This is a genomic window from Arthrobacter sp. 10T416 (assembly GCF_056394165.1).
Map to the genome: position 1 here is coordinate 50571 of NZ_JBFTHI010000001.1, position 26393 is coordinate 76963.

Annotated in this window: 21 protein-coding genes; 16 read left to right on the forward strand and 5 right to left on the reverse strand. The window is 68.6% G+C overall.

The window, feature by feature from the left end; translation table 11 throughout:
• Positions 1 to 659: 659 nt before the first annotated feature.
• Positions 660 to 3182, reverse strand: coding sequence for a DNA gyrase/topoisomerase IV subunit A (locus AC1DBE_RS00215; RefSeq protein WP_476969266.1), 2523 nt, complete (start codon positions 3180 to 3182; stop codon positions 660 to 662).
• Positions 3183 to 3249: 67 nt separating this feature from the next.
• Between AC1DBE_RS00215 and AC1DBE_RS00220 the strand changes: the two genes are divergently transcribed.
• The 3 genes from AC1DBE_RS00220 to AC1DBE_RS00230 all read left to right on the forward strand — a co-directional run bounded on the left by AC1DBE_RS00220 (position 3250) and on the right by AC1DBE_RS00230 (position 8005).
• Complete coding sequence (locus AC1DBE_RS00220) at positions 3250 to 5958, forward strand: bifunctional acetate--CoA ligase family protein/GNAT family N-acetyltransferase (protein WP_476969267.1); 2709 nt, start codon at positions 3250 to 3252, stop codon at positions 5956 to 5958.
• Between the two features lie 33 nt (positions 5959 to 5991).
• Positions 5992 to 6735: a DUF5998 family protein gene (locus AC1DBE_RS00225; protein WP_476878801.1), complete on the forward strand. Its 744-nt coding sequence runs from the start codon at positions 5992 to 5994 to the stop codon at positions 6733 to 6735.
• 91 nt (positions 6736 to 6826) lie between these two features.
• Positions 6827 to 8005 (forward strand): alkaline phosphatase family protein, encoded by a 1179-nt coding sequence (locus tag AC1DBE_RS00230; RefSeq protein ID WP_476878800.1) that lies wholly within the window; start codon positions 6827 to 6829, stop codon positions 8003 to 8005.
• A gap of 70 nt (positions 8006 to 8075) precedes the next feature.
• Here AC1DBE_RS00230 and sepH read toward each other — a convergent pair whose 3' ends face one another.
• Complete coding sequence (gene sepH / locus AC1DBE_RS00235) at positions 8076 to 9536, reverse strand: septation protein SepH (protein WP_476878799.1); 1461 nt, start codon at positions 9534 to 9536, stop codon at positions 8076 to 8078.
• Positions 9537 to 9859: 323 nt separating this feature from the next.
• On the opposite strand from sepH, the gene AC1DBE_RS00240 reads away from it, so the two are divergent.
• Positions 9860 to 10159 (forward strand): DUF4193 domain-containing protein, encoded by a 300-nt coding sequence (locus AC1DBE_RS00240; RefSeq protein ID WP_476969268.1) that lies wholly within the window; start codon positions 9860 to 9862, stop codon positions 10157 to 10159.
• A 23-nt stretch (positions 10160 to 10182) separates the two neighbouring features.
• Here AC1DBE_RS00240 and AC1DBE_RS00245 read toward each other — a convergent pair whose 3' ends face one another.
• Entirely contained in the window at positions 10183 to 10668 is a 486-nt protein-coding gene (locus tag AC1DBE_RS00245) for a DUF3093 domain-containing protein (protein WP_476903454.1), read from the reverse strand.
• Between the two features lie 128 nt (positions 10669 to 10796).
• Between AC1DBE_RS00245 and dut the strand changes: the two genes are divergently transcribed.
• The 4 genes from dut to AC1DBE_RS00265 all read left to right on the forward strand — a co-directional run bounded on the left by dut (position 10797) and on the right by AC1DBE_RS00265 (position 13307).
• Entirely contained in the window at positions 10797 to 11327 is a 531-nt protein-coding gene (dut, locus tag AC1DBE_RS00250) for a dUTP diphosphatase (RefSeq protein WP_476969269.1), read from the forward strand.
• Positions 11328 to 11405: 78 nt separating this feature from the next.
• Positions 11406 to 12134: a DUF3710 domain-containing protein gene (locus AC1DBE_RS00255; RefSeq protein ID WP_476969270.1), complete on the forward strand. Its 729-nt coding sequence runs from the start codon at positions 11406 to 11408 to the stop codon at positions 12132 to 12134.
• Positions 12127 to 12576, forward strand: coding sequence for a hypothetical protein (locus tag AC1DBE_RS00260; protein ID WP_476877753.1), 450 nt, complete (start codon positions 12127 to 12129; stop codon positions 12574 to 12576). Before AC1DBE_RS00255 ends, AC1DBE_RS00260 begins: the two co-directional genes overlap by 8 nt.
• Positions 12576 to 13307 carry a DUF3159 domain-containing protein gene (locus tag AC1DBE_RS00265; RefSeq protein WP_476969271.1) on the forward strand — a complete coding sequence of 244 codons (732 nt, stop codon included), beginning with the start codon at positions 12576 to 12578 and terminating at the stop codon, positions 13305 to 13307. Before AC1DBE_RS00260 ends, AC1DBE_RS00265 begins: the two co-directional genes overlap by 1 nt.
• Here the strand turns inward: AC1DBE_RS00265 and AC1DBE_RS00270 are convergent.
• Both AC1DBE_RS00270 and AC1DBE_RS00275 read right to left on the reverse strand, forming a co-directional pair.
• The gene (locus AC1DBE_RS00270) at positions 13304 to 14068 is read right to left on the reverse strand and encodes a potassium channel family protein (RefSeq protein WP_476877755.1); all 765 of its coding nucleotides are present in this window, start codon (positions 14066 to 14068) and stop codon (positions 13304 to 13306) included. The genes AC1DBE_RS00265 and AC1DBE_RS00270 overlap by 4 nt on opposite strands.
• Entirely contained in the window at positions 14065 to 14739 is a 675-nt protein-coding gene (locus tag AC1DBE_RS00275; RefSeq protein WP_476877756.1) for a potassium channel family protein, read from the reverse strand. Before AC1DBE_RS00275 ends, AC1DBE_RS00270 begins: the two co-directional genes overlap by 4 nt.
• Before the next feature lie 169 nt (positions 14740 to 14908).
• On the opposite strand from AC1DBE_RS00275, the gene AC1DBE_RS00280 reads away from it, so the two are divergent.
• From AC1DBE_RS00280 to AC1DBE_RS00315, 8 genes are all read left to right on the forward strand, one after another.
• Complete coding sequence (locus AC1DBE_RS00280) at positions 14909 to 16885, forward strand: APC family permease (RefSeq protein ID WP_476877757.1); 1977 nt, start codon at positions 14909 to 14911, stop codon at positions 16883 to 16885.
• Positions 16882 to 18231 carry a class I SAM-dependent RNA methyltransferase gene (locus AC1DBE_RS00285; RefSeq protein WP_476969272.1) on the forward strand — a complete coding sequence of 450 codons (1350 nt, stop codon included), beginning with the start codon at positions 16882 to 16884 and terminating at the stop codon, positions 18229 to 18231. The genes AC1DBE_RS00280 and AC1DBE_RS00285 overlap by 4 nt, the downstream gene beginning before the upstream one ends.
• A gap of 147 nt (positions 18232 to 18378) precedes the next feature.
• A complete protein-coding gene (locus AC1DBE_RS00290) occupies positions 18379 to 21192 on the forward strand; it encodes an aconitate hydratase (protein WP_476969273.1) in 2814 nt (937 codons plus the stop codon).
• 131 nt (positions 21193 to 21323) lie between these two features.
• Positions 21324 to 23297, forward strand: a complete 1974-nt coding sequence (gene dxs, locus AC1DBE_RS00295; protein WP_476969274.1) for a 1-deoxy-D-xylulose-5-phosphate synthase — start codon at positions 21324 to 21326, stop codon at positions 23295 to 23297.
• Between the two features lie 41 nt (positions 23298 to 23338).
• A complete protein-coding gene (locus AC1DBE_RS00300) occupies positions 23339 to 23896 on the forward strand; it encodes a hypothetical protein (RefSeq protein ID WP_476877761.1) in 558 nt (185 codons plus the stop codon).
• 93 nt (positions 23897 to 23989) lie between these two features.
• On the forward strand, positions 23990 to 24208 hold the full coding sequence (locus AC1DBE_RS00305) for a helix-hairpin-helix domain-containing protein (protein ID WP_476877762.1): 219 nt from the start codon (positions 23990 to 23992) through the stop codon (positions 24206 to 24208).
• Positions 24209 to 24308: 100 nt separating this feature from the next.
• Complete coding sequence (locus tag AC1DBE_RS00310) at positions 24309 to 25286, forward strand: aldo/keto reductase (protein WP_476877763.1); 978 nt, start codon at positions 24309 to 24311, stop codon at positions 25284 to 25286.
• A 72-nt stretch (positions 25287 to 25358) separates the two neighbouring features.
• Positions 25359 to 26375, forward strand: coding sequence for a nucleoside hydrolase (locus AC1DBE_RS00315; protein WP_476877790.1), 1017 nt, complete (start codon positions 25359 to 25361; stop codon positions 26373 to 26375).
• The last annotated feature ends 18 nt before the right edge of the window (positions 26376 to 26393 follow it).

The window sequence follows — 26393 nt, forward strand, 5'->3', positions numbered from 1 at the left end:
CCGCCCATTTGCCACAAATGGCCGGATTGGTGGCCTTGGAAGCGGCCTTTTCTGGTGATTGGGTGCGGTGGAGGTGGCGGCTGTGCCCGGACGTGTCGGCAGAGGGTGCCACGTGTCGAAGGGCCCAGGTGGTGGTGCCGAGGCGGCGGTATCGGGAGACGTCTCTGCTGCGCCGAGGGGTGAAGGGAATTTGCGCCCGCCCTTGTGGCATTCCACCGCGCTCTTGTCGTGCTCCACTGCGGCCAATTGCCACCCATTTGCCACAAATGGCCGGGTTGGTGGGCCCGAAGCGGCCATTTGCGGCAAGTGGATGCGGTTCCGGCGACGCACGCGACTGGATATGGCGGGTAGCAGGCGCGGCGTGGTGGCGAGTCCAGATGGCGGCGCAGGGGTGGCAGAGAACTTGGTCACATACGTGGGGCTGAAGCCTGGGTCCCAGCAGTCGTGGAGCTTGGGCACGTGCGCGGGACTGGAGCTTAGTCACCGGCGTGGGGCTGAAGGCTGGGCCCCACGAGCCGAGATCCGCCCCGCCACGTCGTCATCGATTCGCCACAAATGGCCGCATTGGGTGCCCCGGTAGCGGCCAATTGTGGCAAATCGGTGCGGTCAGAGCGGTTCATGCGGCGAGGCCGCCCCGCCCAGCAGCCGCGCCAGAACCCCTACGTCTCCGGGACCCCGGGCTCCGCCCATGCCATGCTCGGGCCGATCGCTTCGATAGCCTGGGAGAGCGGGATGCCGGACCCGTCGCGGCGGCCGTGCTCGCCCGGCAGGGAACGTGCCACCCCGGCCAGGGACGACGCCTTCGCCGGCCCGTGTCCGGCCCACGCGAGGAGCAGGGTGTCCTCGCCCTTGAGGAAGCGGTGCGCACGGACGCCGGCTGTTCCGCGGCCCTTCGCCGGGTATTCGGCCAGCGCCGTGACCTTGGCCGCGCCCGGGGCGGTCCCCGGAAGGGCTCCCTCGGTGCCGGCGATCGTGACGACCACGGCGGCGTCGTCGTCGGAACGGGCCGTGCCGAAGTGCAGTACGCGGTCGCCGGCGGCCAGTTTGATGCCGGCCATACCGCCGGCGGTGCGGCCCTGCGGCCGGACCGCGGAGGCGCTGAAGCGCAGCAACTGGGCCTGGCGGGTCACAAAAACCAGTTCGACGTCGTCGGAACCGGCAGGCTCGACGCCTACCACCGTGTCCTTGTCCTTGAGGGCGATGACCTCCCAGTCCTCACGGTTCAGCGGGTACTCCGGCTGCACGCGCTTGACGACGCCCTGGGCGGTTCCGATGGCCAGGACCTGGTCCAGCGGCGCGAACGCGACGAGGGATTCGCCCTTGAGCAGGGTGATGAAGTCCTTGGCCGGGACGCCGCCGGCCATGTTGGGGGTGCCCGACGTCGGCGGCAGGACGGGCATGTCCATCACCTGGAGCCGCAGCATCCGGCCCTGGGACGTGACCGCGGCGATCTCCCCGCGTGCCGAGGTCTTGACCACGGAACGGAAGACGTCGTGCTTGGTCCGCGGACCGGACTCGGCCAGGCTGTCCTGGTTGGCCGTCCGCGCGATCTGCCCGGACGCGGTGAGGACCGCCCAGCAGGGGTCGTCGGCGATCTCCAGGGCCAGCGGCGCCGCCTTGCCCTTCCCGCCGGGGGCCGCGGCCAGGGCAGCAGCGACCGTGGGGGAGACGGCCTCGGACTCCAGCAGGACGGTCCGGCGGGGTGTCCCGTACTTCTCCGCCAGTTCGCCGAGTTCGTCGGAGACCAGCCCGCGAAGGAGTTCCGGCGAGTCCAGGATGGCCTGCAGCTCGGCGATCTCGCGGCGCAGCTCGTCCTGTTCCTTCTCCAGTTCAATGCGCGAATACTTGGTCAGCTGCCGGAGCCGCAGTTCCAGGATGTAGTTGGCCTGGACTTCGGAGAGGTCGTAGATGGACATCAGCCGGGTGCGGGCCGCGGCGGCCTCGTCCGAGGAACGGATGATCTGGATGACCTCGTCGATGTCGACGATCGCTATCAGCAGGCCCTCCACCAGGTGCAGGCGGTCCTGCTTCTTGGCCAGGCGGAATGCGGTGCGGCGGCGGACCACGTTGATGCGGTGGTTCACGTAGACGGACAGCAGTTCCAGCAGCCCCAGGGTCTGCGGCTGGCCGTCGACCAGGGTGACGTTGTTGATGCCGAAGGAATCTTCCATCGGCGTGAAGCGGTAGAGCTGCTGAAGGACGGCGTTGGGATTGAAACCGTTCTTCAGTTCAATCACGAGCCGGAGGCCGTGCTTGCGGTCAGTGAGGTCCACGATGTCGCTGATGCCGGTCAGCTTCTTGCCGTTGACCGCGTCCTTGATCTTTTCGATGACCTTTTCCGGGCCCACCATGTACGGCAGCTCCGTGACCACCAGGCCGGTGCGCCGGGCCGAGAGTTGCTCGACATCCACCTTGGCCCGCGTCTTGAACGAGCCGCGGCCGGTGGCGTACGCGTCGCGGATGCCGTCCAGTCCCACGATCCGGCCGCCCGTGGGCAGGTCCGGGCCCGGAACGAACTTCATGATGTCCTCGAGCGTGGCGTCCGGGTGCGCGATCAGGTGCCGCGCCGCCGCGACCACTTCGCTGAGGTTGTGCGGGGCCATGTTGGTGGCCATACCGACGGCGATGCCGGTGGCGCCGTTGACCAGGAGGTTCGGGAAGGCGGCCGGAAGCACGTCCGGCTGGGTGAGCTGGTTGTCGTAGTTCGGGACAAAGTCCACCACGTCTTCGTCGAGGTGGTCCGTCAGGGTCAGCGCCGCCGCCGCCAGCCGGGCCTCGGTGTACCGCGGGGCGGCAGGGCCGTCGTCGAGCGAGCCGAAGTTACCGTGCCCGTCAATCAGCGGCAGCCGGAGCGAGAAGTCCTGCGCCATCCGGACCATGGCGTCGTAGATCGCCGTGTCGCCGTGCGGGTGGAGCTTGCCCATAACCTCGCCCACCACGCGGGCGCTCTTGACGTGGCCGCGGTCCGGGCGCAGGCCCATCTCGCTCATCATGTAGAGGATGCGCCGCTGCACGGGCTTGAGGCCGTCCCGGGCATCGGGCAGGGCCCGGGAGTAGATGACCGAATAGGCGTACTCCAGGAACGAACCTTCCATTTCGGAAGTGACGTCGATGTCGACGATGTTCTCGGTGTAGTCCTGGTCTGCTTCCCCGGCCGGGGACGTGGTTTGGCGGCGTGCCATGAGGCGAGTGGGTCCTTCTGCGGGGTGCTAAACGGGTACTGCGTAAGTTTATGGCTAGGCTAAGCCTATGGTGGATCAGCCCGTAGGCGGCGTATATCCGGAACATTGGGAAGCCGATGTCGTCTTGCGCGACGGCGGTACGGCGCACCTGCGCCCCATCCACCCCGACGACGCCGATGCCGTGCAGTCCTTCCATGTCGGGCAGTCCCAAAAGTCCATCTACATGCGCTTCTTCGCGTTCAAATCCAAGCTTTCGGCCAAGGAACTCAAGCGCTTCACCGAGGTCGACTACAAGGACCGGGTAGCCCTGGTCATCACCATCGGCGGCGACATCATCGGGATCGGCCGCTACGACCGGCTCGACGATCCCGAAGAGGCCGAGGTGGCCTTCAACATCGCCGATGCGCACCAGGGCCGCGGCATCGGCTCCATCCTGCTCGAACACCTGGCCGCCGCCGCCCGGGAGAACGGCATCCGCAAATTCAGCGCCGAGGTCCTCCCGGAGAACCGCAAGATGCTGATGGTGTTCTCCGACGCCGGCTATGACGTCAAACGGCATTTCGACGACGGCGTGGTCAGCCTGGAGTTCAACATCGACCCCACCGACAAATCCCGGGCCGTGATGGAGTCCCGTGAGCACCGTGCCGAGGCGCGGAGCATCCAGGAGCTCCTCGCCCCGTCCTCGGTGGCGGTCATCGGCGCCAGCCGCAAATGGGGGACCGTGGGTTACCAGCTGCTGGAGCACATCATCGAGGGCGGCTTCACCGGACCGGTCTACGCCATCAACCCCGAGGCCCTGGAACTGGCCGGCATGCTCTCCTTCGCCAAACTCTCCGAGGTTCCGGGCCCGGTCAACCTCGCCATCATCGCGGTCCCGTACGACGAGGTTCCCAAGGTGGTCCAGGAATGCGGTGCCGCCGGGGTTAAGGGGATTGTGGTCGCCTCGGCCGGCTACGCCGAAGACGGCGAACGCGGCCTGGCCCGGCAGCGCGAACTGGTCCGGCAGGCCCGGGCCAACGGCATGCGCGTCATCGGCCCCTCCTCCCTCGGGATCGTCAACACTAACCCGGCCGTCTCCCTGAACGCCTCCATGGCGCCGGCGCTGGCCCGCCGCGGCGGCCTCGGCCTGTTCAGCCAGTCCGCGGCCATCGGCGTCTCGCTCTACGCCGCGTCCAGCCGCCGCCGGGTCGGCATCTCCACGTTCCTCTCGGCGGGCAACCGCGCCGACGTCTCCGGCAACGACATGATGCAGTTCTGGGAGGACGACGCCGACACCACCGCCGTGGGGCTCTACCTCGAATCGATCGGCAACCCGCGTAAGTTCTCGCGGTTGGCCCGCCGCCTCGCCCGGACCAAGCCCGTGATTGTGGCAAAGTCCGATGCCATGGGCCTGAACCTGCCGCCGGGCCACGCCGTGCGCACCACGCAGGCGCCGTCCGAGGCCCTGGACGCCATGATGCGGCAGGCCGGAGTGATCCGGGTCGGGACCATCGAACAGCTTATGGACGTCGCCCAGATCGTCTCCAGCCAGCCCCTGCCCAAAGGGCCCGGCGTCGCCGTGTTCAGCAACTCCGGAGCGCTTGGCAAGGTGGTGGCGGACAACGCGGCCGCGGCCGGGCTGGGCGTCGAACGCGTCGTGGCCGACGTCGATCTGGACACCGGCATGTCCCGCGCGCTGCCGGCCCTGCGGCGCAGCCTCCAGGAGACGCTGACCATCGAATCGGTCCACGCCGTGGTGGTGGCGCTGCTGCCGGCTCGCGGACTGACCGTGGAGAAGATCGGCGCGGTCCTGGCCGAGTGCTCGGCGGCCGCCGGCAAGCCGGTGGTGGCCGCCTTCACCGGCCTCCTGGACCCGTCCATCTACGTGGAGGGCATGGTCGGAGCGGCCGCCGACGACGCCGCGCTGGAGACTGCCGCCGGGGTGCCCTGCTACTCCAACCCGGGCGCCGCCGTCGCCGCCCTCGCCGCGGTGGTCCGGTACGCCGAATGGGTGGTCCGTGACCAGGGACTGTTTGTGGAGCCCGAGGGGTGCGACCCGGAGGGAGCCCACGAGGAACTCGAGGAACTGCTCCGTCCGGTGGACGGCGAACAACTCGTCCGGCTGGAGCCCGCCGCCGCCGCGAGCCTGCTGGGCCGCTATGGCATCCGGGTGCTGCCGTCCGAGGGTTTCGAGACGGACGACGACGCCGTTGCCGCCGCTGAGCGCCTCGGCTGGCCGGTGGCGCTGAAGACTACGGACCCGGCGCTGCGGCACCGGCTGGACCTGGGCGGGGTGCGCCTGGATATCCAGGACGCCGATTCGCTGCGCCGCAACATCGCCCACATGCGCAAGTCCCTGCAGCGCTACGGGTCACCGTCGCTGGAGGTCCAGTCGATGGCGCCGGTGGGACAGGCCTGCACGTTCCGAGCCATCGAGGACCCGCTCCTGGGGCCGGTGGTGTCCTTCGGGCTGGCCGGCGACGCCGTCAACCTGCTCGATGACTGGGCCCACCGCGTCCCGCCGCTGTCCGGCTCGGACGTGCACGACTTCATCCGTGCCCCGCGGGCCTCGCGCAAACTCTTCGGCTACCAGGGCCTGCCCGCCGTCGACACCGCCGCGCTCGAGGACCTCGCCGCCCGGCTGACCCGGCTCAAGGACAACCACCCGGAGATCGCCCTGGTGGACTTCAACCCCGTCCTGGCCGGCCCGGACGGTGCGGTGATCCTGGCGGCCGACGTCCGGATTGCCAACGCCGCCCAGCGCACCGACACCGCCCGGCGTGCCATGCGCAGTTAGCGTGTCCCCAGCCGATCTGTGAAAATGGAAGCCATGACCTCCCAGCCTCCCGCATCCCAGCCCCAGGCGTCCGTTTCGGGCCGCCCCGGCTCGCAGCACCACGGCCTGCACGACCACAGCGCGCAGGGCCAGAGCCTGGAAGGTGCCCTTCAGCAGGCCGGTTTCTACCCCCGCCTGGTGGCCGACGTCGTCGCGGACGCCCTGGATGGCCGGGACTGCGTGGCCCACCTGGTCCACCTTGAGACCCACTTCGACCGCGCCGAGGTGCGCCGGCACATCACCGTGCTGGTCCTCACCGACGACATGCTGGTCATTACCCACGTCGATGACCAGCAGCTTGATGAGGCGGGCGAGCAGACCGTCGCGCAGGTCTCCACCGAGTCGGTCCCGGTGACGCAGATCCGCTCCGTGGTGCTCAGCTATGTCTACGCCCAGCCGCAGGACTACAAGCCCTCGGACCCGGTCCGCGAACTGACGCTGTCCATCGCCTGGTCCGGCGGGCAGCGCCTCGACATGGGACCGGCCAGCTGCGGGGACCCGCAGTGCGAGGCCGACCACGGCTACAGCGGCACCATCGCGCAGGAGGACATTGTCCTTCGGATCAGCGCCGAAGCGGACGGTCTGCAGGCCGTCCAGGACGCGAAGCTCTTCGCCCGGGCGCTGCGGGCCGTGAACACCGGATCCACCGCCCCCGCCCCGCACGGCGTCTCCGCGCTGCCGCAGCGGGCCCGCTCCGGTGTGTTCGGAAACCGACTCAGCCGCGGCCACCAGCGCTGAGATGGTGCAGGTCCGCGCTTCCGATTCCCAGCAATCCGCCCCGTCCGCCTCTTCCGCCCCGTCCGGCTGGACGCCCGGCGGTTCCGACGGGATGCCCGCTGCCCCGGCCTACGGCGAGCGGTCCATCGCGGAGGTGCTCAGCAGTGCCGCGGCCAGCCTCGGCGTACCTGGTCTGGAGAACCGGCTGAACCTGCCCGCCGCGAAGCACGTGTGTGTGGTCCTGGCCGACGGCCTGGGCCGCCAGCTCCTGAAGCAGAAGTCCGCACACACCCCGTTCCTGCGCTCGGTCCTGCAGGCCGGCCAGGGGCCCGTGCCGGTGGCACTGGACGCCGCGTTCCCGACCACCACGGCCGCATCGCTGGCCAGTTTCGGGACCGGACTGCCCGCCGGCCAACACGGCATGGTCGGTTACGACGTCCTGGACCCGGACCAGGACCGGGTGGTCAACATGCTCGGCAACTGGGACGACGGCGTCGATCCGGAAATCTGGCAGCCGATGCCGACGGTCTTTGAACGGGCCGCCGGGCACGTCGATGTCAGCACCGTTGGCCTGCCGCGGTTCAGCGATTCCGCGATGACGCGGGCCGCGCTTCGGGGCGGCCGCTTCCTGGCCGGGAACACCTCGCACGCCCGCACCGCCGCAGCGGCGGAGGCCATGGCCGGCGCGGAGAGCTCCCTGATGTACTTCTACGTCCATGAACTGGACAAGGCCGGCCACCGCCACGGCAGCCAGTCAGCGCAGTGGGAGCACCAGCTCGAAGAGCTTGACGCGACCGTGGGCCGGCTCAACGCCAGCCTTCCGGCGGGCACCACGGTCCTCGTCACCGGTGACCACGGCATGCTCGACGTGCCGGAGTCGCAGCGGATCGATTACTCCACGGACGCGGCGCTGATCGCCGGGGTCCGGCACACGGCCGGGGAACCGCGGATGGTCCACCTGTACCTGGAAGACGGCACGGACGACGACGGCCGGGTGCGCCTCATCGATGCCTGGCGGGCCCGTTTCGGCGACCGGATCTGGGCGTTCACCCGGGAAGAGGCGGTGGCGGCGGGGCTGTTTGGCGACGTCCGCGGACCGGTGGCTCCCCGGATCGGTGACGTGATGATTGCCGCCCGCGACGCACTGGCGTTTTATGACACCCGCCGGGTGCAGGCCCGGGCGCTCGAAGTGGTGGGCCAGCACGGGTCGCTGACCAAGGCTGAACGGGAAGTGCCGCTGCTGAGCTTCCGGGCCACCGGAAAGACTGCCCGGAAAGCCGGACGCCGCTGACCCGCGGCCGGCTCCTCAGGGTGCACAGGCAGGTGTGCTGGGAACGCCAGGCTGGCTTGCGCCGGCCTGCCTAGTCGCTGCGGGTGCCGAAGACGATCTCGTCCCAGCTGGGCACGCTGGAGCGTTTCGGCTTGGAGGGCTGGCGTTCCGGGGTCTCCGGCTCGCGCTCGGCGCGGGACTGTCCGGGGTGGACCGGCTCAGGGCGCACGGGCTCGGTCCGGACGGTGTCGGCCCGGGATCCGGCGGGGGAGTCGGACTGCGTCCGCCGCGACGGTCCGCCGCCCAGGAGCTCGTCCAGTCCGGGGCTCGACGTCGGGCCGGTCCGGACGGGCCGCAGCTGGGAGGCCGCGATGGTGATTTCCCGGGTTTCGGTGCTGACCCCGTCGTGGAGCTTCAGTGAGTCGTCGTCATCGTCCTGATGCCGCGGTGCCAAGGTCAGCCGGGACAGCATGGAGGGCCGGGCGTCACGGCGGCGGGTGAAGGCATCCGGAACCGTGTCCGGGGCCGGGGCCGTCCGCGGTTCGGACTTCGCCGCGGGGCGGTCCTCGTCAGCGGGTTTCCCGGCATCGCTGTGATCGGCAGAGTCGGCGGACTCGGCAGAGTCTGCGTCGCCGTCGTCCTCTTCCAGCGCGGGAACCTCGGACGGCCGCGGGTGGGCCGCGGGAACGCCGTTGGTGAGCAAGAGGGCCAGCGCGTCGTCAGCGTCCTCGTCCAGGCCCATCCGCTGGCCGCGGCGGGAGCGGAGCATGTCCAGCAGCCCGTCCGCGTCCTGGTCCGGCTGGCCGCCGTTCGGCGGGACAACACTGAGCGACGCCGTGGCGCCGCGTGCGGCTGCCTCGGCGTCGGTTTCAAAATCAAAGGGGCGGTCCGAGACGGCCGAAAGCCTGCGTGCCGGGACCGGTCCGTCCATCGGCTCGAGCTCACTGAGCTGCTGGGCCCACCGGTTGGCGTTCTGCAGTGATTTCCGGGCCGGGCTGAACGTCCACATGGCCGGCGGCTCTTCGCCGATGGCGGCATGGGCGCCGGACTTCGCCTCGAAGCGGACCACCACGTTCCAGCTGCCGTCCGGCCGCCGCCAGGAGTCCCATTCCGCGGTGGACGGTTCGATCCCGTGGATCCGGAGCCGGTGGGTGACCATGTCGTCCAGGGTCGCCGGCTGGTCTCCGAAATAGGAGCGGTAGCTGTCATGTCCGGCGGAGGGGGTGGCCACTTCCACCTTGCGGGCCTGCTGGGCGACGTATTCGCGCTCAGCCAGCACCGGTCCTTCATAGCGCTGGACCTTGGCCAGCGGAATGCCGGAGAGTTCTGCCACCTCGGCCGCCGTGGCACCGCCGCGGATCCGGGCCTGGATGTCGCGGGGGGACATGGCAATGGGTTCGGCGGCCGCGCCGGACGCAGCTTTCGCCGCCGGACGGCTCGCCGCCGCCCGCAGTGCTTCATCGATCGGCAGCTGGAACATCTCGCCGCCGGTGCCACTCAACAGGAGATGCTCTCCGTCGTCGTGGACGCCTACAAGCCGTAGATCCTGCATACAAATCCTCCACCCTGGCATTACTAACATTCGAAACTCTGCCACCGATGGGCCGTAATTCGGGTGAGGAGGGCAGGCGCGCCGCGATTTTCCGGGTATTTCCGCCGCCTGGGCTCCGGGTCCTGCAACCCCGCACGGCCGCCGGACCGCGGGCCTCTGGTGTTTGGCCGGGGTTTGAGCAAAGATGACCCGACATCGGGCACAAAAAGCGGTTGTCCGGCGTTGACATCGGTGAACCGGACCCTGGCCGGTCGAGGCCACCAGCCTCGGACGGAACGGGCCGGCGAACCAATCCAACGAATGCGGAGTGTGAGCAACAACTAATGGCGACAGATTACGATGCGCCGCGCAAGACCGAGGAAGACCTCAACGAGGACTCCATTGAGGAATTGAAGTCCCGGCGCACGGATAAGCCTTCCGCGGTGGTCGATGAGGACGAGACCGACCTCGCGGAGGGCTATGAACTCCCGGGCGCTGACCTGTCCGGCGAGGAGCTGCTGGTCCGGGTACTGCCCGCCCAGTCGGACGAATTCACCTGCGCCTCGTGCTTCCTGGTCCGCCACCGCTCGCAGGTAGCCCGCGAAAAGGACGGCCTTAAGTACTGCAAGGACTGTGAAGGCTAACCGCCGGCACCAGCGGGCCGCCGCTAGCGGGACAGGACTCCAACAAGCTCGTCAGGGTGACGCGTGGAGGCCAGCCAGTACGGAGTGCGGTCCGAGGGATCGGTGATTTCGATGCGGACCACGGGGTCGATCCAGCCACGGATGCACATAAAGGCCAGGCCGTTGAGCCGGGTACCCCGTTCCGCCGTCGCTTCACCGCCGCGGAAGGCCTCCACGCTGCCGATGAAGCGGCGTTCGATCGTGGCGCGGCCCACCCGCAGCGTCGCCGCCGTGACCGTGAGCGACGGGGTGGACAGGACCAGGAGTACCGCCAGGATGATGAACAGCACAATCGCCGCGGTAATCCCGGCAGAAATACTGATCGGGGCGAACACCAGGTAACCGGCCGAAGCCAGCCCTGCAGACACCAGCCAGATCCAAAAATTCGGCCACAGCTTCTCGCTGAACAGGACTGCGGCGTCGTCGGGGGTGCTGTTGGAGGCAGGCACTGCTGCACTGGATTCGGGCATGAGCCCAGCTTTTCACTTTTCACGGACCATTTCACCTCGGCGCCGCCTGGCGGCGCCCGGGCACGCCGGACCTGCCCGGCGCCGCCGTGGTAGTCCTAGGTTCGCCCCGGGCGTTACAGTGGGTCACTGTGACTGAAGAAACCACCGCCGTGAACACCCTGCCGGCAGAGCCCGCAGCCGGCGGCATTCCAGCCTACGGAACCCCCACCCTCAAAGTGCAGCTGAAAATGCTCGACGACGGTCTGGAACCGCCGTCGTACGCGCACCCCGGCGACGCGGGCGCGGACCTGCGCGCCCGCGAGGACGTTGTCCTGGCACCCGGGGAGCGGCGCCTGGTGCCCACCGGTGTGTCCATCGCGCTGCCGGACGGCTTTGTCGCGCTGATCCACCCGCGCTCCGGCCTCGCGACCAAGCACGGGCTGACCGTGGTCAACGCGCCCGGAACGGTCGACGCCGGCTACCGCGGCGAGATCGCCGTGACGCTGCTGAATACTGACCGCGACGCGGCCATTGAACTTCGGCGCGGCGATAGAATTGCACAAATGGTCATCCAGCGCGTGGAGTACGCGGAGTTCGTGCCCGTCCCGGAGCTCGGCGATTCCGTCCGTGGCGGCGGCGGCTTCGGTTCCACCGGCGGTTTCGGCGCACCCCGGGCCTAACCCCCGCCCGAGGGCGCGGCTGAACCCCCAGCGGCAGCCGGGCCCGTTCGTGCAGGATCACAACTAAGGAGACAACCCATGGTTTTTGGGCGTGGCAAGAAAGCCAAGCAGGACCAGTCGACGGACACCGTTGAGAGCACGGAGGACACCGCGGCCGAAGCCGGCGCATCAGCCGGTGCCGGGGACGGTGCCCTGGATGGAGCACAGCGCAGCTCCGGGCCGTACGACGTTGCGGAGATCGAGAACCTGGACGGCTACGTGGACCTCGGCGCGCTGCTGATTTCCCCGCGCGAGGGCCTGCAGCTGCGCCTTGAGGTGGAAGAGGCCACCCAGCGCGTTGTTGCCGTCACCATGGACCTGGACGGCTCCAGCCTGCAGCTGCAGGCCTTCGCCGCACCCCGCTCCGAGGGCCTGTGGGACGAAATCCGCGAGCAGATCGGCCAGTCCGTCGGCAGCCAGGGCGGCCAGGTCGAGGAGATCGAAGGCCACTTCGGCATCGAACTCGTCGCCAAGCTGCCCGCCGGCGACGGCAGCGACGGCTACCGCGTGGCCCGCTTCATCGGCGTCGACGGTCCCCGCTGGTTCCTCCGCGGTGTCCTCGGCGGAGAGGCCGCGCTGGACCGCGCCGCCGCGGCCGGGCTCGAAGAGCTGTTCCGCCAGATAGTCGTCGTACGCGGCGAAAGCCCCATGCCGCCCCGCGACCTGCTGCAGCTGCGGCTGCCCAAGGACACCGGCGTGGCCGCACCCGCGGGCGCGCCGCAGTTCGAAGAGCCCGAGCGTGGACCGGAGATAACCCAGATTGGTTGATGGACCCGTCAGGAAAGCGCCCGCCACCGTCCCGGTGCGGGGCCTTCCGGAGCGCGGCCGGGTCCTCTGCCGGGGCTTCATTGAGTCCGTGACCTATGCCCCGTCCTGCGACGTCGCCGCGTTCACCGCGATCATCACCGACCACGACGCCCCGCCGCCCAAGGCCCGGCCCGCGGCCCGCGCAGCAGCGACGGAATCGGCAGTGCCGGGATCGGCGGCCGCCGGCGGATCCGGTGCCGCCCCGGCCGGCTCTGCGGAGAACCGCCGCAAGCGTCCCGTGGTGGCCGCCGACCGGCTGCGCGTGGTCTGGCTGGGACGGCGCCGCATCCCCGGGGTGACCGCCGGCCTGGAACTCCGGCTCGAGGGCATGGTCACCGTCCGCGACGGACTGCCCACCATGTTCAATCCGCGCTACGAAATACTCTCCCGCGAGGAGCACTAATGAGCACCCCCGAGAACCCGCCACAGGCCGACGCCCCGCAGCCCACGGTGGCGCAGCTCGCCGAGGGCTACGCCGCCAAAGCCGGCCTGCACCGCACCGAAAACGGCAACATCGACGTCCTCAAAAGCGCCGGCGGCGTCCAGGGGATCGCCGAGAGCATCCTGCCCGGCCTGGTCTTCCTGATCGTGTTCACGGTTACCCGGGAGCTGCCGGCGGCTTTGATCGCCGCGTTGGCCGTCGCCGCCCTGTTCACCGTCGCCAGGCTGGTGCAGCGCAAACCCCTGACGCAGGCGCTGGCCGGAATTGTCGGCGTCGGGCTCTCCGCCTGGCTGGCGAACTCCACGGGGAAGGCCGAGGACTTCTACGTCCTGGGCTTCTTCACCAACCTCGGCTACATCCTGGCCATGGCCATCTCGATCGCGGTGCGCTGGCCCTTCGCCGGCCTGCTTTTCGGATTCATCCGCAACGAGGGCCTGGACTGGCGCAAGCACCCGGCGCGGGTGAAGTCCTACCGGATTGGCACATGGGTAATCATCTCGGTCCTGGCCCTGCGCCTGATCGTCCAGGTCCCGCTGTACCTGATGGGGGAGCAGGGCCTCGCCGGGCTCGCCACCACCCGGCTGATCATGGGCGCACCGCTGTACATCCTGGGTATGTGGGTCGCGTGGCTGCTGACCCGCCCGGCCCCGGCCCCCGTGGGGGAGCCGGTTGCGGAGCCGGCGGGGGACTAGCCGTCGAAGCCGTCGTCCCCGGCGGGCTGGGCTTCGCGGCCGTGATGCTCGGCCGTGACCGGGTGCTGGCCGTCGCCTGATTCGCCGGCGCCGTCGGGGGATTCCGGGGCCGAGAGCAGCGCCCGCAGTCCGTCTTCCGCCGCGATGGTGGTGACGAAGAAGAGTTCGTCGCCGCCGTCGATCACGTCATCCCGGCTGGGCGTGATGGGCGCCTGGTCGCGCAGGATGGCCACCAGCGTGGCGTCCTCGGGCCAGTCGATATCGCCGACAGTCAGGCCGATGACGTGGGAGTCGTGCGGCACAGTGAACTCCACGAGTGAGGACACCCCGGTCTGCAGGGTCAGGAGCCGGACGAGGTCGCCGATTTCGACAGCTTCCTCCACCAGTGCCGTCATCAGCTGCGGAGTATTGACCGCGACGTCGACGCCCCAGGAGTCGTCGAACATCCAGTCGTTCTTGGGGTTGTTGACCCGGCCCACCGTGCGGCCGACGCCGAACTCGGTCTTGGCCAGCAGCGACACCACCAGGTTCACCTTGTCGTCGCCGGTCGCCGAAACGACGACGTCGGCGTCCTCCAGGCGGGCGTCCTTGAGGGTGCTGAGCTCGCAGGCGTCGCCCACCAGCCAGTGCGCGCCGCGCAGCCCGCTGCGGCCGATCACCTCGGGCTTGAGGTCGATCAGCAGGATCTCGTGTTTGTGGGCCAGCAGTTCACGGGCGATGGAGGACCCGACGCTGCCCGCCCCGACGATGACAACTTTCACTTAGACTCCTTGGCGGGGGACTTGGCAAGAATGTGGGCGACCTCGGAGGTGCGGTCCACGCTGAGCATGGCGTGGACGGTATCGCCGTCCTGGTAGGAGGTGCCGGGGCCGGGGAGGATTCCCTCGCCGAACCTGGTCAGGTAGGCGACGCGGATATCGGCAGCCTTCTCTAGCGCGGACACGGGGTGGCCGATCCAGCCGGAGTCAACGTCCACCTCGGCCAGCACCAGCCGGCCGGAGGGGTCGCGGAAGTCACCGGCGAGATGCTGCTCCGGGAGGATCCGGCGGAGGACCTGGTCGGCGCTCCAGCGCACGGCGGCGACCGTGGGGATACCAAGGCGCTGGTAGATCTCGGCTCGGCCCGGATCGTAGATCCGCGCCACAACGTGGGGGACGTGGAAGGTCTCGCGGGCCACACGGGTGGCCAGGATGTTCGAGTTGTCGCCGCTGGAGACGGCCGCGAAGGCATAGGCCTCCTCGACGCCGGCCTGCTTGAGCGTGTCCCGGTCGAAGCCGACGCCGGTGACCTTACGGCCGGAGAAACCCGTCCGGAGCCGCCGGAACGCGCGGTCGTCCTGGTCGATGATCGCGACCGAATGGCCTGCGTCCTCCAGTGTGTGCGCCAGGGTTGCCCCAACACGGCCACAACCCATGATCACGAAGTGCGCCACACGTGCCTCCTCAAGCTTCCTTTTTGTACTGCTGCGGTTCTGTTGCTGCGTAAAACTCTACCGGCCAGCGGCCGTCCGGAGCCGGTGCGACGGCGGCGCGGCCGGCCGCGGGCGTGCGGGCAGGCTCCGCCGTCATGACATCGCGTCCGAATCAGACTAGCTTTGTCTGGTGCTGACAATTTTCAATGCGGTGAAGCGGGTGCTGGTCGGCCGGCCCTTCCGGAACGACCGTCTGGCCCATACCCTGCTGCCTAAACGGATCGCGCTTCCGATCTTCGCCTCGGATGCACTGTCCTCAGTGGCCTACGCACCGGACGAAATCCTCCTCACCCTGGCCCTGGCCGGCGTCAGCGCGGTAGCGTTCTCGCCCTGGGTAGGCCTCGCCGTGATGGTGGTGCTCCTGACGGTGGTGGCCTCCTACCGGCAGAACGTCCACGCCTACCCCTCGGGCGGCGGCGACTACGAAATCGCCAACGAGAACCTCGGCAAGTACGCGGGACTCACCGTGGCCTCCGCGCTCCTGGTGGACTACGTGCTCACCGTGGCCGTGTCGATGTCCTCCGCCGCGGCCTACCTCACCACAGCCGTCCCGTCGCTGCACGGCCAGCAGGCCACCATCGCCACCATCGGTGTGGTGATCCTGGCCCTGGTCAACCTGCGCGGCATCCGGGAGGCCGGCAGCGTCTTCGCGGTGCCGACCTACATCTTTATGTTCTCGATCCTCGGCATGACCGCCGTCGGCATCTTCCAGGCCGTCACCGGGCAGCTCGGCCAGGCGCCGTCGGCCCAGTTCGAGATCATCCCGGCCCCCGGCTTCGACCAGGGGCTCGTCGGCCTGACCGGCGCCTTCCTGCTGCTCCGGGCCTTCTCCTCGGGTGCCGCCGCGCTGACGGGCGTGGAGGCCATCAGCAACGGTGTGCCGAACTTCCAGAAACCCAAGAGCAAAAACGCGGCCACCACGCTCCTGCTGCTCGGCGTGATCGCCGCCGCCATGCTCGCCGGCATCATCTACCTGGCCAACGCCACCAAGGTGCACATTGTGCTGGACCCGGCCAAGGAGTTCCTGCTCAACGGCAAACCGCTCGCTGATGACTACATCCAGAACCCGGCCATCAGCCAGATCGCGCAGACGGTCTTCGGCGCCGGCTCCATCCCCTTCTACGTTGTGGTCGCCGCCACCGGCGTGATCCTGGTCTTCGCCTCCAACACCGCGTTCAACGGATTCCCGGTCCTCGGCTCCATCCTGGCCCAGGACGGTTACCTGCCCCGGCAGCTGCGCACCCGCGGGGACCGGCTCGCCTTCAGCAACGGTGTGCTCGCGCTGGCCGCGGGCGCCCTGGTCCTGATCATCTCGTTCAACGCCGACGTCACCAAGCTCATCCAGCTCTACATCGTGGGCGTCTTCATCTCCTTCACGCTGAGCCAGCTCGGCATGATCCGGCACTGGGGCCGCGAGCTGAAACTCGCCAAGGACCCCGCCACCAAACTGCGGATGATCAAATCCCGCACCATCAACACGATCGGTTTCGGCATGACCGGCCTGGTCCTGGTGATTGTGCTGATCACCAAGTTCGAGCAGGGCGCCTGGATCGCGCTGCTGGCCATGTTTGTCCTGTTCCTGATCATGTGGAGCATCCGGGCGCACTACGACAACGTCGCCAAAGAACTCGCCGTGGATGAGGACTCCTCGCCGCGGGCCCTGCCTACCCGGGTCCACGCCGTCCTCCTGGTCTCGCACGTCCGCAAACCGGTGCTCCGCGCCCTGGCGTACGCCCGCGCCTCCCGGCCCTCCCGGCTGGACGCCATCACCGTGGACATCAGCCCCGAGGAGACCGAACAGACCCTCGAGGACTGGGAAAAGCTGGAGATTCCGGTCCCGCTGACGGTGCTGGCCAGCCCGTTCCGCGAGACGGTCACGCCCATCATGGAGTACATCAAGAACATGCGGCGCGATTCGCCGCGTGACCTGATTGTCGTCTACATCCCCGAATACGTCGTGGGCAAATGGTGGGAACAGCTGGTCCACAACCAGACAGCCTTGCGCATCAAAACCCGGCTGCACTTCGAGCCCGGCGTTATGGTCGCCAGCGTGCCGTGGCAGCTGAAATCCTCCGAAGAAGCCAAGAAACTGCAGGACATCCAATGAGCACCGACACCACGACGCCCGCCCTGACCGAGCTCGTCGTTGAGGTGGGGCCCGTCGCGCACGGCGGGCACTGCGTTGCCCGGCACGAGGGACGGGTGATCTTCGTCCGCCACGGCATCCCCGGCGAGAAAGTCAGGATCCGGCTCACCGACGACGGCGACTCCGCCAAGTTCTGGCGTGCCGACGTCGTCGAAGTTTTGGAAGCCTCCCCGGACCGGGTGCAGCACTTCTGGCACGCGGCCGACTCCCAGCGCTCCTGGTCCCACGGCCACCCGCCCGTCGGTGGCGCGGAACTGGGCCACATCACCCTGGAACGCCAGCGCAGCCTCAAGGCCGAGGTCCTGGCCGAACAGCTACACCGGCTGGCCGGCGTCGACCTCCCGGACCTCACCGTCGAGCCCGTCGGCGAAGCTGCCGCCGGAGACGCGACCGGCCTGGCCTGGCGGACCCGCGCCGGGTTCGCCGTCACGCCGGGCGGCAAGCTCGGCATGCACGCGCACCGCTCGGATACCGTCTTTCCCGTCCGGGAGATGCCCCTGGCCGTCGACGGCATCAACGCCCTCCGCCTCTGGGACATCGACCTCCAGGGCATTGAGCGGATCGAGGTCGCGGCCCCGGCAAACGGATCGCGGCCGCTGGTGCTCCTCGCGCCGGCCGCGGGGACCCGGGCCAAGCGCCTCAGCGCGATCCTGGCCCAGCTGCCCGACGACGTCTCCGTCGCCCGGGTGGATCCGGCCAACGGCGCGGTGACCCAGCTGCGCGGCCGTACCTGGGTCCAGGAATCGGCCGCCGGACATGAGTATCGGGTCACCGGCGACGGGTTCTGGCAGATCCACCGTGATGCCCCGGAGACCCTCGTGCAGGCCGTCGCCGGCTTCCTGCACGACGGCGGCTACCTTGGCGCCGGTGCGGTGGTCGCCGACCTGTACGCGGGTGCGGGGTTGTTCACCGCGCCCCTCGCGGACGCTGTGGGCGTCACGGGGTCGGTGCTGTCGGTGGAGGGCGCTCCCGGGGCCAGCCGGGACGCGCGCAAGAACTTGCACGGCGCGGCCCAGGTGGAGATCATCCAGGGCAAGGTCGAACGCGTGCTGCGCCAGAAGCCGCGCAACTTAGACGCACTGGTCCTGGATCCGCCCCGCGCTGGCGCCGGCAAGGCCGTGGTGAACCAGCTTGTCGCGGCCGGCCCGCGGGCCATCGCGTACGTCTCCTGCGACCCGGCGTCCTTCGCCCGCGACGTGGGCTACTTCCAGGAGGCCGGCTGGGGGCTGGAACGGCTGCGCGCCGTCGACCTCTACCCGCACACTCACCACATGGAGACTGTGGCGCTACTGACTCCCCGGCTCTGAGGCCACTAGGATGGCAGAAGTAGTCCGACGCCGCGCACTGCAGTCCCTGACATGATCGCCAGACGGTCATGTCTTAGTTAGGCTGACCTAACTAGCAAGGGGTCTGCGGCGCGACAAAGATGAAACTGTTGCGAGAGGAGTCCTGCGATGAGCATTGTGGACAGCTTCGGTTCAAAAGGCAAACTTAATGTAGCCGGTACCGAATACGAAATTTTCCGGTTGAACTCCGTTGAAGGTGCAGAAAACCTTCCGTTCAGCCTCAAGGTATTGCTTGAAAACCTGTTGAGGACTGAGGACGGCGCCAACATCACGGCCGATCACGTCCGAGCACTGGCCGGTTGGGATCCCAACGCCGAGCCCGACACTGAAATCCAGTTCACGCCGGCGCGCGTGATCATGCAGGACTTCACTGGCGTGCCCTGCGTTGTTGACCTCGCCACCATGCGGGAGGCCGTCAAGGAACTCGGCGGCGACCCCAAGCGGGTCAACCCCCTGGCGCCGGCGGAAATGGTCATTGACCACTCCGTCCAGATCGACGCCTTCGGCAACTCCGGCGCGCTGGAGCGCAACATGGAGATCGAGTACCAGCGCAACGGCGAGCGGTACCAGTTCCTGCGTTGGGGCCAGACCGCGTTCGACGACTTCAAGGTTGTCCCGCCGGGAACCGGCATCGTGCACCAGGTGAACATCGAATACCTGGCCCGCACCGTTATGACCCGCGACGTCGACGGCGCCCTCCGCGCCTACCCGGACACCTGCGTCGGTACTGACTCGCACACCACCATGGTCAACGGCCTGGGCGTGCTCGGCTGGGGCGTCGGCGGAATTGAAGCCGAGGCAGCAATGCTCGGCCAGCCCGTCTCCATGCTGATCCCGCGCGTCGTTGGCTTCAAGCTGACCGGATCCATCCCGGCCGGCGCCACCGCTACCGACGTTGTGCTGACGATCACCGAGCAGCTGCGCCAGCACGGTGTGGTGGGCAAGTTCGTGGAGTTCTACGGCGAAGGCGTCGCGGCCGTGCCGCTGGCCAACCGCGCCACCATCGGCAACATGAGCCCGGAATTCGGCTCCACCGCCGCAATGTTCCCGATCGACGATGTCACCCTCGACTACCTGCGGCTCACCGGCCGCTCGGACGAGAACGTGGCCCTCGTGGAGGCCTACGCGAAGGAACAGGGCCTCTGGCACGATCCTTCCCGGGAGATCAAGTTCTCCGAGTACCTTGAGCTGGACCTCTCGACGGTTGTCCCGTCGATCTCCGGCCCGAAGCGCCCGCAGGACCGCATCATCCTCACCGAGTCCAAGGCCCAGTTCCGCGAGGACCTGCGCAACTACGTGAAGGAAGACCTCGCAGACGGCAGCCTGGACGAAGCGATCGACGAGAGCTTCCCGGCCTCCGACTCGCCTTCGTTCACCGCCTCGGCGACGCACCTCACGGAGCAGGCACCGCACGGACACGGCCCGAAGTCCAACGGCCGCCCGTCCAAGACGGTGGCCGTCAAGACCGCCGACGGCCGCGAGTTCGAACTGGACCACGGGGCGGTGTCGATCGCCTCGATCACCTCCTGCACCAACACCTCCAACCCGTCCGTGATGCTGGCCGCGGCACTGCTGGCCCGCAACGCCGTCGACAAGGGCCTCACCTCCAAGCCGTGGGTCAAGACCTCCGTGGCCCCGGGCTCGAAGGTCGTCACCGACTACTACAACAAGTCGGGCCTGACCCCTTATCTGGAGAAGCTCGGCTTCTACATCGTCGGGTACGGTTGCGCCACCTGCATCGGTAACTCCGGACCGCTCGACGCGGAGATCTCTGAGGCCATCCAGGCCAACGATCTTTCCGTGACGGCCGTCCTTTCCGGCAACCGCAACTTCGAAGGCCGGATCAACCCGGACGTCAAGATGAACTACCTGGCTTCCCCGCCGCTGGTCATCGCCTACGCCCTGGCCGGAACCATGGACTTCGACTTCGAGAACGACGCCCTGGGCCAGGACGAGGCCGGCAACGACGTCTTCCTGAAGGACATCTGGCCGAACCCCGTCGAGGTCCAGCAGGTCATCGACTCCTCGATTGACAAGGGCATGTTCGCCCGCGGCTACGAGGGCGTCTTCGAGGGTGACGACCGCTGGAAGGCGCTCGACACCCCGGCTGGTGACACCTTCGCTTGGGACGAGAAGTCCACCTACGTCCGGAAGCCCCCGTACTTCGAGGGCATGCAGGCGCAGCCGGAGCCCGTCCAGGACATCACCGGGGCGCGCGTACTGCTCAAGCTCGGCGACTCGGTCACCACTGACCACATCTCCCCGGCCGGTTCCTTCAAGTCGGACACCCCGGCCGGACAGTACCTGCTGGCCAACGGTGTGGAGCGCAAGGACTTCAACTCCTACGGCTCGCGCCGTGGCAACCACGAAGTCATGATCCGCGGCACCTTCGCCAACATCCGGATCAAGAACCAGCTCCTCGACGGCGTGGAAGGCGGCTTCACCCGCGACTTCACGCAGGCTGATGGCCCGCAGGCCTACGTCTACGACGCCGCGCAGAACTACCAGTCCGCGGGCACCCCGCTGGTGGTCCTGGCCGGCAAGGAGTACGGTTCCGGCTCGTCCCGCGACTGGGCCGCCAAGGGCACCGCGCTACTGGGCGTCAAGGCAGTCGTCGCGGAAAGCTACGAGCGTATCCACCGCTCCAACCTGATCGGCATGGGCGTCCTGCCGCTGCAGTTCCCGGCCGGCGAAAACGCCGCCAGCCTGGGCCTGAACGGCACGGAAACGTTCTCCGTCGAAGGCGTCACCGCCCTCAACGAAGGCACCACGCCGAAGACCCTGAAGGTCACCGCCACGGCCGAAGACGGCTCCACCACCTCGTTCGATGCCGTCCTGCGCATCGACACCCCGGGTGAAGCCGACTACTACCGCAACGGCGGCATCCTGCAGTATGTGCTGCGCCAGATCTCCGCTAGCTAGCCGAGACAGAGCAGCACCACCCGAAAGCCCCGGTCCGTCCCGACGGACCGGGGCTTTCGCGTTCCGGCACCCGGCCCGGCTCCGAGGCGTTAGAGTTAAAAGGCATGTCTACTACCCGCAAGGAGGGGCCATTGGGAATTTTGGAGACCATCCGGAATCCGCAGGACCTGAGCAAGTTGTCCCAGGCGCAGCTGGACCAGCTGGCAGCCGAGGTTAGGGAGTTCCTGATCGGCAACGTGTCCCAGACGGGAGGCCACCTCGGGCCCAATCTCGGCGTCGTTGAACTCACCATCGCGGTGCACCGGATCTTTGATTCCCCCCGCGACAGCATCGTTTTCGACACCGGCCACCAGTCGTACGTGCACAAACTCCTCACCGGCCGGCAGGACTTCAGTACCCTCCGGCAGCAGGGCGGCCTCTCCGGCTACCCGGACCGCGCCGAATCCGAGCACGACATCGTCGAAAGCTCGCACGCGTCCTCCTCGCTGTCCTGGGCCGACGGGATCTCCCGCGCCCGGCAGCTGACGGGCGACGGCGACCGGTACGTCATCGCCGTCGTCGGTGACGGTGCGCTGACCGGCGGTATGGCCTGGGAGGCCATCAACAACATCGCCGCGGACAAGAAGCGCCGCGTCGTGATCGTCGTGAACGACAACGGCCGGTCCTACGCGCCGACCGTCGGCGGCGTCGCGGACTACCTCGCGTCACTGCGCCCCACCATCGATTCGCTCCGCGCGGCCCCCGCCTACGAGGGCGCCCTGGACTGGTGGAAAAAGCGGCTGCAGAGCGGCGGCCCGGTGGGCCAGTTCACGTACAAGAGCCTGCATGCAATGAAGAAGGGCATCAAGGACTGGTGGGCACCCCAGGGCATGTTCGAGGACCTCGGCATGAAGTACATCGGCCCGGTGGACGGCCACAACCTCCAGGCCATGGAAAATGCCCTTGCCACGGCCAAGACCTACGCCGGCCCCGTGATCGTCCATGCCATGACCGAAAAGGGCCACGGCTACGCGCCGGCCCGGGCCCATGAGGCGGACCAGTTCCATGCCGTGGGCATCATCGACCCCGAAACCGGGGAGCCCACCGAAGCGGGCGGGGCGAAGTCCTGGACCTCCGTCTTCGCCGATGAGATCGCGGACATTGCGGACGAGCGGAAAGACATCGTCGGCATCACCGGGGCCATGCTGATCCCGGTGGGGCTGCACAAGTTCGCCGCCCGTCACCCGGACCGGGTGTTCGACGTCGGCATCGCCGAGCAGCACGCCCTGACCTCCGCCGCAGGCATGGCGTTCGGCGGCCTGCACCCGGTGGTGGCCGTCTACGCGACCTTCCTGAACCGTGCCTTCGACCAGCTGCTGATGGACGTGGCCCTGCACAAAGCCGGCGTCACGGTGGTCCTGGACCGGGCCGGCGTAACCGGACCCGACGGCGCCAGCCACCACGGCATGTGGGACATGGCCATGGTCCAGATCGTGCCGGGCCTGCACCTCGCGGCGCCCCGCGACGCGTCCCGGCTCCGCGAGGAGCTGCGCGAGGCCGTGGCCATCGAGGACGCCCCGACCGTCATCCGCTACTCCAAGGGCACCGTGGGTGCCGAAGTCGAGGCCGTCGAACGGCTGGGCGACGGCGTCGACGTCCTGGCCCGCCGGCCGGCAGGGTCAAACGAGAACGACGTCCTGATCGTCAGCGTCGGTGCCATGTCCGAACTCGCGCTGGACGTCTCGAACCGGCTGGGCGCCCAGGGCATCAGCTCCACGGTCGTGGACCCGCGCTGGGTCCTGCCGGTGCCCCGCTCCGTCATAGCCCTCGCCTCGCACCACCGCCTGGTCATCTGCATCGAGGACGGCGTCCGAGCCGGCGGCGTTGGATCCCGCATCCGCCAGGAAATGCGGGCCGCCGGGGTGGACACGGCACTCAATGAGGTCGGCCTCCCGGTGGAGTTCCTGGACCACGGCAGCCGGAGCCAGGTGCTCGAACGGGTGGGCCTGACTGCCCAGCAAATCACGCACGACGTCGTCGCCCAGGTCCTTGGGACCAAGGTGCCGTTCGCCCGGCCGCTGCCCGGTCAGCAGCACCCCAGCACCGGCAGCCTGCCGATCCTGTGACAGTCAACGCCGATCTTGTGTCAATTAACGAAGGGACAGCCGTGAGCGGCATTATCCGGGTCTACAAGCGCGACGACGAAGGGACCCTGCTTTTCCGGGAGGCCTGGATCGACGAGGAGTACAACGAGTTCGTGATGAACCACGGCGTCGTCGGGCACCAGAGCAAGACCGAGGAGACCGAGGCTGCGGACGCCGCCGCCGGCGAAGGACTGATGGAGGCCTTCGCCGCGCAATGCGCCGAAGACGGGTACGCGGAGATCCCCGACGAGGACCAGTTCTGGGTGGTGGCGCAGTACGCGCTCAAGACCAAGGACGGCACCAGCCGGGACCGTTACCTCGAGGAAAAGGCGAAGGACGCCCTGATCAGCCACCTCGCCTGGCGCGGCCTGGGAGTGGTGGACCGTTCCGAGTTCGCGGACGCGAAGCTCAACATCTTCTGCCTCACCCCGGACGTCAACAAGACCGTCAATGCCATCAAGGTCTGCATCCGCGGCGAGGACCTGGACTTCACCAAGCTCAGCATCGGCGCCGCCCCCTTCGGCGGGACGGAATTCAAGCTCAAACACTCGGCCAAACCGGCCAATAGTTTCTCGCTGTAGGCGACGCGGCCGGCGATGCCGGCCCGTGACCACCCGAACGGAGCCGGGCACGGCTCACACCCAATTGGGGGCAAACGACCGGAAGGCTACGCAATGACGCGAAAAACCCCTCGACCCGGCAGCACTCCACTTCCCGCGGGCCTGGCGGCGCCGGCGCGCAAGTCGCTCGCCCACGCCGGGGTGGAAACCCTGGAACACGTCCGGGAACTGGGCCGCCGCCGACTGACCGGGATGCCGGGCGTCTGCCCGCGCACCCTCGCCCAGCTCCAGGACGCCATGGATGAGCACGGGCTCGAACTGCCGGCCGGATAAGGCACCCCACCCCGCGTGCCCGCCGCCTCCGCGGGCTGACGCCGCCGGAACCTCCTTGGCCTGACGGGCCGCCGACCGCCGCCGTTATAGGCTGAATCCCATGACTGATTACCGCCGTGTGGGAAATTCCGGACTGACCGTCTCTGCCGTGGGCCTCGGGTGCAACAACCTGGGCCGCGCGAACACCGCCACCGAGTCCCAGGAGGGGACCGACGCCGTCGTGCATGCCGCCCTGGACGCCGGGATCACGTTCTTCGACGTCGCCGACGCCTACGGCCGCGAGCCGGGCCTCAGCGAAACAATGCTGGGCAAGGCCCTCGCCGGCCGGCGCGAGGACGCCATCATCGGCACCAAATTCGGCATGGACATGCGCGGGGCCAACGGCAACGACTTCGGCGCCCGCGGTTCCCGCCGCTACATCGTCAGCGCGGCCGAGGCGTCCCTGCGTCGGCTCGGCACGGACTGGATCGACCTGTACCAGTTCCACACCCCGGATCCGCTGACCCCTATCGACGAGACCCTCGCCGCCCTCGACGAGCTCGTCACCAGCGGCAAAGTCCGCTACATCGGCCACTCCAACCGGGCCGGCTGGCAGATCGCGGAGGCCGAATTCGTGGCCCACAACCGGGGCGGGGCGCGCTTCATCTCCAGCCAGAACCATTACAACCTGCTGGACCGCCGCGCCGAACTGGAAGTCACCCCGGCCGCCGAAGCCTACGGCCTCGGGGTGCTGCCGTACTTCCCCCTGGCCAACGGCCTGCTCACCGGCAAGTACTCGAAGGGGCAGGCGCCGGAGGGGTCGCGGCTCAGCCACACCCGCACCAACCTCGTCCACGACGCCGACTGGGACCAGCTCGCCAAGTTCTCGGCCTTCGCCGCTGAGCGGGACCTGAACGAGATCCAGGTGGCGTTCTCCTGGCTTGCCGCGCAGCCCTCCGTCAGCAGCGTCATTGCCGGCGCCACCCGGCCCGAACAGGTCCGGCAGAACGCGGCCGCGGTCGCTTGGGTCCCGGACGCCGCGGAGCTCGCCGAACTCGACCAGATCTTCCCGCGCACGCCCAAAGTCGCCCTGTTCTGAGCCGCCGGAGTGAGCAGCATCGTTCCGAGCCCGCGCGTGCCTGAAACCGACACCGACGTCCGCCGGATCCTGATGGACGTCGATACCGGGATCGACGACGCCCTGGCCATCGTCTACCTGCTGTCCCGGCCCGAGGTGCGGCTGCAGGCGATCACCTGTACTGCCGGGAACGTCGGGGCGCGCCAGGTGGCCCTGAACAGTTTGTCCCTGCTGGAGCTGTGCGGGCGGCAGGGGATCGAGGTGGCGACCGGCGCGGAGGTCCCGCTGCAGATACCGCTCGTGACCACCGAAGAGACCCACGGCCCGCAGGGGATCGGCTACGCCGAGCTGCCCGCCCCCGCCCAGCCGATCTCGCAGCGCCACGCCGTCGACGTCTGGGTGGAGGAGGCCCGGGCGCATCCCGGGGAAATCACCGGGCTGATCACCGGTCCGCTGACCAACTTCGCCCTCGCCCTGCGCCGGGAGCCGGAACTGCCGCGGCTGCTCAAGGGCCTGGTCATCATGGGCGGCAGCTTCTACTACCAGGGCAACACCACGCCGACGGCGGAGTGGAACACCGCGGTGGACCCCCACGCCGCCAAGGAGGTCTACGCCGCCTACCGCGGGCTGCCCGAGGAGAAACTCCCGGTGGTGTGCGCGCTGGAATCCACCGAGCGCATCGAAATGGTGCCGGCACATCTGCGGCTCCTGGGTGAGGCCGCCGGGGCCGCGGAACCCGAGCTAGTGCTGCCGGACCAGCCGGAGGGCCAGCGCAGCCGGTCCAGCAGCCCGCTGGTGGCCTGCCTGTCAGATGCGATCCGGTTCTACATGGAGTTCCACCGACTTTACGACCAGGGCTACATCGCGCACATGCACGACGCCTTCGCCGCCTGTGCCGCCGTCGAACGCACCCCGTTCAGCACCCGGCTGGCCACGGTGGACGTCGAGACGGACTCGCCCTTGCTGGCCGGGACCACGGTGGCTGACTTCCGCGGGCTCTGGGGCCTGGCGCCGAACGCCAGGATCGTGACGGGGAACAACCCGGAACACTGCTTCGACGAGCTGATCTCCTCCGTGGGCGCCCTGGCGCGCACCCTGGACGGCCGGTAGCACTGCCGAGGCCCGTCC